The sequence below is a fragment of the Actinomyces sp. HMSC075C01 genome, assembly GCF_001812965.1.
Classification (GTDB): Bacteria; Actinomycetota; Actinomycetes; order Actinomycetales; family Actinomycetaceae; genus Actinomyces; species Actinomyces acetigenes.
This window is the reverse complement of the sequence record NZ_KV810969.1, coordinates 90,778-101,574: the sequence shown is the minus strand read 5'-3', so window position 1 is coordinate 101,574 and position 10,797 is coordinate 90,778. Positions and strand designations below refer to the sequence as shown.

10 protein-coding genes are annotated in these 10,797 nt (G+C 68.7%); 5 read left to right on the top strand and 5 right to left on the bottom strand.

The window, feature by feature from the left end:
- Positions 1-532: 532 nt before the first annotated feature.
- The 5 genes from HMPREF2883_RS03455 to HMPREF2883_RS03435 form a co-directional block, all read right to left on the bottom strand.
- A complete protein-coding gene (locus tag HMPREF2883_RS03455) occupies positions 533-2,218 on the bottom strand; it encodes an ABC-2 family transporter permease (protein WP_081381295.1) in 1,686 nt (561 codons plus the stop codon).
- The gene (locus tag HMPREF2883_RS03450; protein WP_070658988.1) at positions 2,215-3,006 is read right to left on the bottom strand and encodes an ABC transporter ATP-binding protein; all 792 of its coding nucleotides are present in this window, start codon (positions 3,004-3,006) and stop codon (positions 2,215-2,217) included. The genes HMPREF2883_RS03455 and HMPREF2883_RS03450 overlap by 4 nt, the downstream gene beginning before the upstream one ends.
- Before the next feature lie 98 nt (positions 3,007-3,104).
- Positions 3,105-3,860 (bottom strand): response regulator, encoded by a 756-nt coding sequence (locus HMPREF2883_RS03445; protein ID WP_070658987.1) that lies wholly within the window; start codon positions 3,858-3,860, stop codon positions 3,105-3,107.
- On the bottom strand, positions 3,857-5,245 hold the full coding sequence (locus HMPREF2883_RS03440) for a sensor histidine kinase (protein ID WP_070658986.1): 1,389 nt from the start codon (positions 5,243-5,245) through the stop codon (positions 3,857-3,859). The genes HMPREF2883_RS03445 and HMPREF2883_RS03440 overlap by 4 nt, the downstream gene beginning before the upstream one ends.
- Positions 5,238-6,410 carry a DUF3866 family protein gene (locus HMPREF2883_RS03435; RefSeq protein WP_070658985.1) on the bottom strand — a complete coding sequence of 391 codons (1,173 nt, stop codon included), beginning with the start codon at positions 6,408-6,410 and terminating at the stop codon, positions 5,238-5,240. Before HMPREF2883_RS03435 ends, HMPREF2883_RS03440 begins: the two co-directional genes overlap by 8 nt.
- Before the next feature lie 68 nt (positions 6,411-6,478).
- Between HMPREF2883_RS03435 and HMPREF2883_RS03430 the strand changes: the two genes are divergently transcribed.
- From HMPREF2883_RS03430 to HMPREF2883_RS03410, 5 genes are all read left to right on the top strand, one after another.
- Positions 6,479-7,516 carry a helix-turn-helix transcriptional regulator gene (locus HMPREF2883_RS03430; protein WP_176747131.1) on the top strand — a complete coding sequence of 346 codons (1,038 nt, stop codon included), beginning with the start codon at positions 6,479-6,481 and terminating at the stop codon, positions 7,514-7,516.
- A 2-nt stretch (positions 7,517-7,518) separates the two neighbouring features.
- Positions 7,519-8,535, top strand: coding sequence for a helix-turn-helix transcriptional regulator (locus tag HMPREF2883_RS03425; protein ID WP_070658993.1), 1,017 nt, complete (start codon positions 7,519-7,521; stop codon positions 8,533-8,535).
- A 111-nt stretch (positions 8,536-8,646) separates the two neighbouring features.
- Positions 8,647-8,907, top strand: coding sequence for a Sec-independent protein translocase subunit TatA (gene tatA / locus HMPREF2883_RS03420; protein ID WP_070658983.1), 261 nt, complete (start codon positions 8,647-8,649; stop codon positions 8,905-8,907).
- Positions 8,908-8,952: 45 nt separating this feature from the next.
- Positions 8,953-9,774 (top strand): twin-arginine translocase subunit TatC, encoded by an 822-nt coding sequence (tatC, locus tag HMPREF2883_RS03415; protein ID WP_070658982.1) that lies wholly within the window; start codon positions 8,953-8,955, stop codon positions 9,772-9,774.
- A 49-nt stretch (positions 9,775-9,823) separates the two neighbouring features.
- Positions 9,824-10,795: a diacylglycerol/lipid kinase family protein gene (locus HMPREF2883_RS03410; RefSeq protein ID WP_070658981.1), complete on the top strand. Its 972-nt coding sequence runs from the start codon at positions 9,824-9,826 to the stop codon at positions 10,793-10,795.
- Positions 10,796-10,797: the final 2 nt, after the last annotated feature.

Here is a 10,797-nt window from a genome sequence, read left to right as displayed (position 1 = left end):
TCGTCCTACGAGCGCGGTGTCACGAACGGCGACTTTTCAGACATACCCCAGGCCGACGACCATCGCACCCGGCCACGTATACGCAGGCCAGAGCCATACAGGCAGGGGCACGCCAACCGATGGACGCCCTAAAAGTCGCCAAACGTGACACCCAGACCCCACAGCACACCGCCGAGGCCCCACTCAGCCCGCCCGATGCCTAGTGCACGCGTTCGTAGGGTAGGTCGCCAGTTCGTACCCCTAACCCCCGAACACGCAAGCTAACCTACGAACGCACCAGCTATGACATGGACGGCAGGGGCTTGGGAAATTGAGTGGGCGGTGGCGCGCACTGCCCCGGACACCTCTCGGAGGTGGATCCCGGCCGTCCACCGCACTTCACATCCGAGCACCTCAGCTCACGCGATGTGAGTAATCATCATGACACTGACGCATGATCCCCCACGGCATATCCCCGCGCTCAGGGGCAAGCCCATCTTCGCAGCCGACACGTTCCTCCCCACTATCCACGCATCCCAATCAGCAACCCCACTCAGTTCCGAATGGCGGCGCGCCTGGCTCCTACGACCGCTGTCCCCATCGCCACTGACCCGATGAGCAGGCTGAGGCCGACGATCATCAGCCAGCGTCCCGGGAACTGGTGAGCAACGCTCATCCAGCCCCAGGGCGCCAGCCGCCACAACCAGGTGGCCGCCATGACGTCGTTACCGCCGATGAGCAGCCCCATGACGACCAGGATGATGTTGAGGACGATCGCCACGACGATCCGGGTACTCAAAGCCACCGCCAGGCTGACGGTCGCGATCATGAATGCCACGGCCGGCATTACCATGAGCCCGTAGACCGGGCCGGTCACTGCCGGCAGGTTCGGGTCGGTGCGGGTCAGAGTGTCGCCCAGGACCGTCACGATCCAGGAGACGACCAGGACCGGGATGAGGAAGAGAGCGCTGAGAACCGTCGTCGAAACCAGAATCCCGCATGCCCCCCGGCGAGTGATGAGGGTGCGCCAGGCCGGCTGGAGACGCCCCCACACCGTGATGCCGGTGATGGCCGCGGCGACAGGCACACCAACGAGCTCGAGGAGGATCTGACCATAGTCTGGCGGGTAAGCGAGGCGGATAGCCCCCAGGCAGGCGAGCAGCAGGGCCGCCAGGACTACCCACACGATCCAGGGCAGCACGCCGGCCATTGCCAGCACGGTACTGCGCGTCCCAGGAATACGGGCCATACGGGTGGCGGGCGTGGCGCGGAACGCCGGGGTGCCGCGGGGCGGCGACAGCGGAGCCTGCGCCAAGGCCTGATCCGAGCTAGCCCCCGGTAGCACGCCGTCATCGAGGTCCCTGCCGGGAAGCAGCCGGCTGAGCCAGGAAACCAACGAAGTCGAGGACCCGGCGCCACCAGGAGCGCCGCAGAGAAAGGCCAGTCCGACGCCGATCAGGGTCAGGCCGGACGTCAGCAGGAACCCGGGCAGGAGCGAGTATCCCCACACCGGTGAGCCCTCCTCGAGCAGGACGGAGTTGCCGTGCACGCCCAGCAGGGGCAACGGGACTCTCGCCGTCCAGGCCCACGGGAGCATCCACCAGTCGCTCCGCTCGGCCTGGACCACGCCCGCTACGGACCAGACGAAGCCGAGGACAGGAGCGACCCCTACGGAAACAACTCGCAGCACGTGGAAGGCTGCCATGCCCCAGGCGCAGGCCCCGGTGACGACGATCCACATGTAGGTGGCGAACAGCAAGTACCGGTCCCAAGGACCCCAGCCGTTGCCGACGATCAGGGCGTGCCCCACCACCGGGGCAACCAGCGCCACCTGGCAGACCAGCGCGGACAGGCTCAGGACCACGAGGCGGGCACCCGCCACCCGGCGCGGCGCGACGGCACGCCACGCCGTCCCACCCTGACGCCACCGCTGCTCACGCCACTGAGCCATCGCCCCGGTCAGCAGCCCCAGAGGCACCGCGAAGCCCCCGGCATACATGTGCATCCATGCCAGAGCATTGCCGTTCCACTGGAGCTCCGTAACCACTCCTGAGGAGATCGAGGCATTCGCCAGGATGATGGTGTGAACGGTGAAGATGAGAGTCGCCCCGATCACGCCCCAGGTGAAGGTGCGCCGACTGCGGGTGACCTCGGCACGCACCAGGTCCCACAGGCCTACTCTCACCTTTGCCGTCCCCTGTGCCTTCACTCGGGTCTGCGGCTGCACAACGGAACTCATGCGCGCACCCCCGTCCCGGCGGGGCGTCCGTTTCCGGTGACTGCCGCCAGGAATGCCGCCTCCATGGCCCGCTCGTCATCGGCGTCGGCGAAGTCGGCCAGCGGCCCCTCGTAGACGAGGCGTCCGGTCGCCAGGACCCCGACGTCGTCACTCATGCGGGCGATCTCCCCGAGCTGGTGGCTGGAGACAACGACAGTGCGTCCCTCGTCAGCCAGGTTCCGCACGAGATCGCGCAGCTCGATAATGCCCTGAGGATCCAGTCCGTTCTGGGGCTCGTCGAGGATGAGGACCTCCGGGTCGGTCAGAAGTGCCATAGCCAGGGACAGACGCACCTTCATGCCCGTGGAGAAGGAGCCGGCACGCTTTCTGCCGACTCCAGCCAGCCCGACACGCTCCAGGAGCGGGGCGATGGCCTGCGGAGAGGTACCGGTCAGACGGCAGTGGACGAGCAGGTTGCGTTGCGCGGACAGCTGGGGGAAAAGGGCGGGGCCGTTAATGGAGGCCCCCACCTGGGCCAGGCTGCGACGGGAGAAGGGAGCCCCCTGGATCTCCACACGCCCGGCGTCGGGTGTGAGAAGCCCCAGGGCGATGTTGAAGGCGGTCGACTTGCCCGCCCCGTTGAGACCGAGCAGCCCGTAGACGCGACCGGGATAGGCTGACAGGTCCAGATCGGTGAGGACCTTCTGGCGGCCGAAGGACTTCGAGACCCCCGTCAGTCTCAGCCCGGGGGTGTGACCGGCGCCGTGGGTGGGGGAGGGGTGAGGTGATGCTGTTGCGGTGGCTGTCATGGCCCCATACTCGTGCGCACCAGTACCTCAACGAATCCCCACCAGGGACACAGTCCGTACCCGCTCCCACAACCCCGTCTCCTCCCTGGGGAGGAGAGCTACCGCGGCTGGACGAGCCCAGTGGTCAGCGCGTAGATGACGAGCTCGACCCGATTGCGGCAGCCCGTCTTGCCCAGGATCGTCTTGACATGGGACTTGACCGTCGACTCAGCGACATGGAGCCGCTCACCGATCCGGGCGTTACTCAGCCCCTGGCACACCAACGCGAGTACGGCGTCCTCCCGACCGGTAAGCGCCTCGTAAGGCCCCGACGGCGCCCCCACAACGGGCACGGCCCCATCGGTCGGTACCGACGGGGAGGCCGACGACGGCGGGGCACCAGGTCCGGTACCTGCATCAAGGTGCGCCAGAACGGTTCCGGTGACGGCCGGATCCAGCCAGGACCCTCCGCCGGCGACGACACGGATCGCCTCCAGCAGCGTCGTCGGCTCGGCGTCCTTGAGGAGGAAACCGTGGGCGCCGGCACCCAGGGCCGCCAGGACGAGATCCTCATCATCAAAAGTGGTCAGAACCAGGACCCGCAACGAGGCAGTGGCCGGTGCGGCACGCAGCTCGCGAATGGCACTGATGCCGTCCAGGACCGGCATCCGCAGATCCATGAGCACCAGATCGGCCTCTCCGCGGGAACCGGAGGCTCGAGTGGTCAAGCCGTCGATGGCCTGACGCCCGTTGACGGCCTCCAGAACCACCTCCATGTCGGGCTGTGCGGCCACGAGAGCACTGAAGGCACTGACCAGCAGCGGCTGATCGTCGACAACAGCCACCCTGATAACACCGGTCGTCCTGGTCGTCATCTGCAGTCTCCTGATCCTGTCTCGTCGGCCGTCATGGCGCTCGCGGGCAGCTCGAGCGGCGCCACCGGGAAGTCGACATCAATGGTGAAGAAGCTGTGGTCGCCGTCGTTGTGGACGCCGTGGGCCATGGTTCCGCCCACGAGCCTGAGTCGCTCCTCGAGGCCGACGAGCCCGCTGCCGCCGAAGGGGGAGTGCTCTGCGACGTCCGGCACCGGGTTGGCGACGTGGAGGTGGCAGGAGTCCTGCGAGAGTGTCAGGATCAGCTCGATTTGGCCGGTTCCGTGCTTGACGGCGTTGGTGAGGGTCTCTCCTACGAGACGCACGAGGGTGAGGCGTTGTATCGCAGACCACGCCGAGTTGCACCGTTCCAGGACCTCCGGTTCGGGAAGCACGGCGCTGATCCGGCTCCCCGAGCTGCGGGTAGTCTCGATGAGGGCCGGGATGGTCCGTAGGTCCGCCAAGGGAGTGATCTCGCCGGTGTCGGAGCGCAGCACGGAGACGAGCTGGCGTACGGAGGCCAGGGAGGCATCAGCCGTGTCACGCACCGTGGCCAGGGTGCTGCGCAGCCGTTCCTCGCCTCCCAGGGCCAGGCCGGTGGCGGCCTGCACCTTGATCGTGGTGAGGCTGTGGCCCACGAGGTCGTGGAGCTCTCGGGCCAGGCTGAGGCGCTCGGCCGCAACCGCCTGGGCCGCGGCGATGCCGACGTCGAGGGCCTGGCTCTCGGCGATCCGGCGCCGGGAGGAGGCCAGCAGGTAGGTGAGCACCACTGCACCGACGAAGACCAGGCTGGTGAGTGTGCGGGCGACCAGGATGGCTCCGGTCCCACCGCCGCTTGTCGCCGAGTCGACATCTGATTCGTGGGGCCGGATGTACGAGGCCAAAGTGACGGGGTTGACCAGGGCGCCGGCCAGAGCCAGCAGGAGCGCCGCCGTGCCCCACCGCCGGTCGGGCTCCCAGCGGGTGACGGTGTAGAGACTGGTGATGGCCGTGGCGATGATCGGGTTGAGGCCGAGGTTGACGGGGGAGAGGACCACGAGGACTGCGTAGGCCGCCAGCAGGGCGTAGGTCGCGATGAAGGAGACACGCAGGAGGCGCAACCGTCCGAACTGCGTCAGCGCCAACGCCAGGCACAGGACGAGGTCCGCAACATAGACCGCATAGCCGCCGTAGCGCAGGATGAACGTGACCGACTCCAGAGCGAAGGCGAGGAAGACGGCCCCCAGGGCGAGATCCATGACCGGGATCGAGTACCGCGACCAGCGACCTCCTCGCCCCGGCACCATGCGATGACGGGCCTGCCAGTCGTAGGCCGCTGACAGACTCCCTGTCGTCGGCAGCGCCGCGCCGCGGGCTGCCGCCCCTAATCGGCCGTCTCGATCAGCCATGTGCCGTTCCTTCGTCCAGGACCCGCCGTGCGTGGCGCCCGGCAGCCGCTGCGGCGATGAAGGCGGCCGCGTCCTCATCCAAACCTCGTCGCATGGTGGACAGTCTCACTGCGGTCTGCGCCTCCGCCTGTCGCAGCAGCTCCAGGAGCCCTTCAGCGGGGACCTCAACGAGTCGGTGCTGCCCGGCGCCCGGCCGGGGGCCGCACAGGGACTCGGCCTCCTGACGCACCTGCGCCCCCAGCGGCCCCTTCAGGTCGGGGACGACGACGTCGGCCCCCGCCAGCGCGACCCTCCCGTACGCCGTCATCGAGTGGTGAGACACGCCCCGGTGGCGGGCGCGGGCATCGGCCTGGGAGACACGTAGGCAGGCCACCGGGTGTCCGCCCAGCGTGGCGATGGCGTTGATCGCGTCCCCGCAGGCCACACCGGAGAAGCCCCAGGGCGTCTCGGTGCCCAGGTTCCCGGGCCCCTGGATGACGATGGCGGCGTCGGCGTGCAGGACGTGTCGTGCCGCCAGGAGCGCGTTGTGGACGCTGACCGCCTCGATGTCGCCACCCCAGGCCTGACCGGCCGTGATGGTCCCGGACAGCCACCCGGCCTGGCTCAGGGAGGCGACGACTCGTGAGTAGGCCAGGGGCAGTGCCCCGCCGTCGGTCATGATGTAGACGACGCGCGGTTGCTCCTCACCGCTGGGGGAGCGCAGCCCGGCGAGCACCGCCGGCAGGCTCGAGTGCAGGTCGGCCACCACCACCGGCATCCCCTCCAGGTCGAGGCTGCCGATCGGCTGGGACAGCAGGCCGTGGTGGGCCGTGGCCTGCTCGTCGACACCGGTGACCATGACCTGGTCCGGCATGTAGCGGGCCTTGACGAGGTGCCCCTCACGCGGCGGATCGGGGGGCAGGACGTCCAGGCGAGAGCTGACCATGGCGTGCCCACCCGTACCCAGGGCACGGTCGAGGGCCGAGACCTCCAGCCTCACCCGCTCGGCGACGTCGGGCAGCCCGGTGAGGGCCTCGTAGGCGACCGCACGGACCCGCTGACCGGGCAGCAGGCCATCCGCATTACTCGGGGCCCCGACGATCTCCACGTCCAGCTCGGCGCAGGATCGCCCCGCGGGTCCCCATGCCGTCCTGGTCCCGGTCACTACGCCGTCGCGCCACATCATGGCGGCAGACTATCCGGGCGCGCGCGTCACCAGCCGCAGGCCACCGGATTCTCCTAGGCTGGGGCACCGTGAGCCAGCCGACCCGTAGCACCGAGGAGCGCCTGGTGAGCCTTCTGCTCACCTTGCGCAACACCACCACCGGGCTCAGTGCCGAGGAGCTGGTGGCCAGTGTGCCGGGATACGGCTTGGCGGACCCCTCCACGAATCCACTCTCGGCGCGCCGCAAGTTCGAGCGGGACAAGGACACGCTGCGCGAGCTCGGTATCGAGGTGACCACCACCGGGCGCCCCGAGGAGCCCCGGTACCGGGTCATCGAGGAGGACTACACCCTGCCCGCGCTGCACCTGAGCGCCGAGCAGGCCGCCTGCCTGAGCCTGGCCGCCTCCGCCTGGCGCGACGGTGATCTTCCCGCCACGGCCCGGCGGGCGCTGACCAAGCTGCGCGCCGTCAGTGAGGGACCGACCGGGGGCAGCTCCGCCAGCCTGCCGGTCCTCACCGCGGACCTGTCCGGCGACGAGATCCCTGAGGAGCTCATCACCGCGGTCGACGAGCGCCGCCTGGTCACCTTCGACTACGTCTCGGCCCGCTCGGGCAGCACCCGGGCCCGCACTGTCGAGCCGCACCACCTGCGCCTGGCCGAGGGCGCCTGGTACCTCGACGCCGTCGAGCCCACAGGCGCCCACGGCCCAGACGACAGCAGGGAACCGGAGGGTCCGGCAGGAACCGCGGTCAGGCTGCTGACCTTCCGCCTGGCCCGCATCACCGGGTCAGTTACCGTGCACGGGAGCCCGAAAGCCTTCACCCGGCTTCCAGCCAAGGCGCCCAGTCACCGGCGCGCACTGCTCGCCGCTCTGCCGGGGCGGGCTCTGGGACTGCGTCTGGCCGGGGCCCACCTCGATCCGGATCAGGCTCCTCCGGTCGGCCTGCCTGCGCACCTGGAGGGCCGTGATCTCATCGCCGTCGAGTACGAGGATCCCTTCTCCTTCGCCGGAACCGTGGCCGCTCTTGGTGACGCCGTCGTCGTCCTCGCCCCTGACTCCTTGCGCCAGGCGGTCCTGTCCCACCTGCGAGGTGCCGCCGGGCTCACGGCACCGGAGGGGGAGTGACCATGGCGCGCGTATCCGCCTCCGACCAGCTCACGCGGCTGCTCGCCCTGCCCGCCTGGGTTGCGGAGCACCCCGGCGTGACTCTCACGGAGGCCGCCAAGCACTTCGGCGTCAGCCCGGCCGTCATTGAGCGCGACGTCAACACGCTGTGGGTCTCCGGTTTGCCCGGTGGCATGCACGGGGACCTCGTGGACTTCGACGCCGCGGACTTCGAGGCCGGGCGCCTGCGCCTGTCCGAGCCGCTGGGGCTGGACCGCCCGGTTCGCCTCACCCGGCAGGAGGCGATCTCTCTGCTCATGGCGCTCAGGGTGCTCGCCGACCTCCTGGCCGACGACGAAGCCTCCGCACCCGTGATCGCCTCCACCCAGCAGGCGGTGACCGCCCTGCTCAGCTCAGGCGCCTCCGCCGATGGCACCGACGCGCACGTCGATCCGGGAACCGTCACCCCCATCGCCCCGGACCCCGCGCACACCGGACGTTCCGGCCATACGTCCCGGATCCTGGCCGCCGTGCGCTCCGCTCTGCGCGACAGGCGCCGCCTCCACCTGGTCTATGTCTCCGCCACCGACACCCCCTCGGAGCGAGACGTCGATCCCATCACACTGGAAAGTGATGGATCACATATGACGCTGGTGGGCTGGTGCCTCAGCGCCAAGGCCGAGCGCAGCTTCCGCCTGGACCGGATCACCTCGGCAGAGGCGCTCGACACCCCGTCCGTACGGCACCGCGCCTCACGCAGAAGGAACCAGCCCAAGGCCGACCACTGCGCGGGGACCAGGCCTCGCGCCACGCTGGTTCTGCAGCCGACGGGCCGCTGGCTCGCCGAGCAGGTCCCGTGCCTCTCCCAGGAGGAGACCGTGGACGGCCACCTCAGGGTCGTCGTCGAGGGACGCGACCGCGCCTGGCTCATCGGCCTGGTCCTCTCCGCGGGGCGTCATCTCATTGCGGTAGAGCCCCCGGATCTCGCCCAGGAGGCCGCAACAGCAGCCACACAGGCTCTGGCCGCATATCACTGCTGAACCCTGCCCCGTCCGCCTTGGGGAGAACCATCAGGACCCTCGTTCTGAGGCGCCCGCCCGGGAGGCTACACTCAGCCCGTATCGATAGCCCCTACCACAAGGAGCAGCGCCGTGAACCTCTTTAAGCCGTCGCACATCATCTTCCTGCTCATCGTCGTCATCCTGCTGTTCGGCTACAGGAAGCTGCCTGACATCGCCCGCAGCGTGGGCCAGTCCATGAAGGTCTTCAAGAAGGAGGTCAAGGAGCTGCGCGACGACGACTCCAAGGACTCCCAGGCTCAGATTCAGCAGCCGCAGGAGGGCACTTACTACACCGAGCCCACCCAGTCCGGCCAGACCGCTCAGAGCACCGAGGGCTCATCCCAGAAGTGATGTCATCCGGCCAGAGCCGGTGACCTGCAGACGAAGGAGGCCGCGGTGCCCAAGCTCCCTCAGATCAAGCGATCGAGGCGCAAGGACAACCCCGAGGCGCGCATGTCCATCGGGGACCACCTGCGCGAGCTGCGCCAACGTCTCTTCGTCTCCGCCGCGGGCGTCATGGTGATGACGGTCGTCGGTTACCTGGTCTACGAGCGAGCCTTCGCCCTCATCACCCGGCCTATCGAGCAGGCCAATGCCAAGGGCGCGCATCTCACCTTGAACTTCGACACGATTCTGGCCTCCTTCGACATGAAGCTCGAGGTGTCGATCTGGCTCGGTATTCTGTTCTCCTCCCCGCTGTGGATATACGAGTTCTGGGCCTTCGTGGGACCGGGCATGACCCGCAAGGAGAAGGCCTACACCTGGGCCTATGGCACGGCCGGACTGTTCCTCTTCCTGGCCGGCGCAGCCCTGGGGATCTGGGTGATGCCGCACGCGGTGGCCATCCTCACCGGCTTCATCCCTAACGGCCCCACCGCCGGAGTGATCGGGGCGAATCTCTACCTGTCCTTCATCATGAGGATGGTCCTCGCCTTCGGCATCGCCTTCCTCCTGCCCGAGGTCCTCGTCGCCCTCAATATGCTCGGGCTCATGCAGGGAAAGACCATGCTCAAGGGCTGGCGCTGGGCCATTGTGGGTATCGTCACCTTCATGGCCATTGTCAACCCGATGCCGGATCCCTGGTCCATGATCTTCATGTCCGTTCCCATTGCCGGCCTGTACTTCCTGGCCTGCTTCATCTCCATCAGGCATGACAAACGGGTGGAGAGAAAGCGCGCCCAGCTCGACGCCGAGCTCGAGGCCGCCCTGGCCGAGTAGCCAGGCGCAGCTGCTCATATTCGCCTGACTTGTCTTTGCTCTTCCTTCGATGCGTATCGCTCTGCTGTCCAACCCCACCTCGGGCAGAGGCCGTCATGCGGCCGCCGACGATATTGCCCTCCGGGTTCTCACCGAGGCCGGCCATGAGGTCCTTCATGTCCGTGGCAGCTCCTACGAGCAGACGCGTCGCGCAGGACGGACCCTCCTGGGCGACGGGCCGCACCGGAACATTGAGGCACTGGTCGTCGTCGGCGGGGACGGCATGGTTCACCTGGGGGTAGACATCGTCGCCACGACGGGCGTGCCTCTGGGCATCGTGGCCACCGGCACCGGCAATGACATCGCCAGGCACTTCAATCTGCCCAGCCGGGATGCGGAGGCCTCCGCCCGCCTCATCAACCAGGCGCTGTCCGGTGAGGGAGCAATCACGGCGGTGGACGCGATCTACGCCTCACGCCCCGACGGCACCCTGCTCGCCCCGCAGCGTCGCTGGTCCCTGGCCGTGGTCAGCGCCGGGGTGGACGCCGCCGTCAACGCCCGCGCCAACACCCTTTCCTGGCCCGCCCGTGAGGGACGCTACGTACGCGCCTTCACCGCCGAGCTCGCGACGCTGGCACCCTACGGCTACCGGGTCACCACCGATGAAGGCACCTGGGAGGGGCCAGCGCTCCTGCTGGCGGCGGCCAGCACCCGTTACATCGGCGGCGGCATGGACCTGGCGCCCCAGGCCGACCCCACCGATGGTCTGCTGGAGGTGCTGCGCCTGGACCCCGTGGGCCGCACCCGCCTGCTCACCCTCTTCCGCCGGCTCTTCCGCGGCACACACCTGACTGACCCGGCTGTCCACGTGGAGCGCAGCCGCACCGTCACCATTGAGGCGCTCGCTGAGCGAACCGGCCGTGACCGGGGCCTGCGCCCACCGCCTCACCCCTTCGCCGATGGCGAGCCGCTGGCCGAGCTGCCCCTGCGCCTTGAAGCCGTCCCCGACGCCGTCCGGCTGCTCCTACCGGCTCAGGGCTGATC

Coding starts and splice junctions, on each gene's coding strand:
- HMPREF2883_RS03455 (WP_081381295.1), bottom strand. CDS start 2,218: ATGAGTTCCGTTGTGCAGCCGCAGACCCGAGTGAAGGCACAGGGGACG.
- HMPREF2883_RS03450 (WP_070658988.1), bottom strand. CDS start 3,006: ATGACAGCCACCGCAACAGCATCACCTCACCCCTCCCCCACCCACGGC.
- HMPREF2883_RS03445 (WP_070658987.1), bottom strand. CDS start 3,860: ATGACGACCAGGACGACCGGTGTTATCAGGGTGGCTGTTGTCGACGAT.
- HMPREF2883_RS03440 (WP_070658986.1), bottom strand. CDS start 5,245: ATGGCTGATCGAGACGGCCGATTAGGGGCGGCAGCCCGCGGCGCGGCG.
- HMPREF2883_RS03435 (WP_070658985.1), bottom strand. CDS start 6,410: ATGATGTGGCGCGACGGCGTAGTGACCGGGACCAGGACGGCATGGGGA.
- HMPREF2883_RS03425 (WP_070658993.1), top strand. CDS start 7,519: ATGGCGCGCGTATCCGCCTCCGACCAGCTCACGCGGCTGCTCGCCCTG.
- HMPREF2883_RS03410 (WP_070658981.1), top strand. CDS start 9,824: ATGCGTATCGCTCTGCTGTCCAACCCCACCTCGGGCAGAGGCCGTCAT.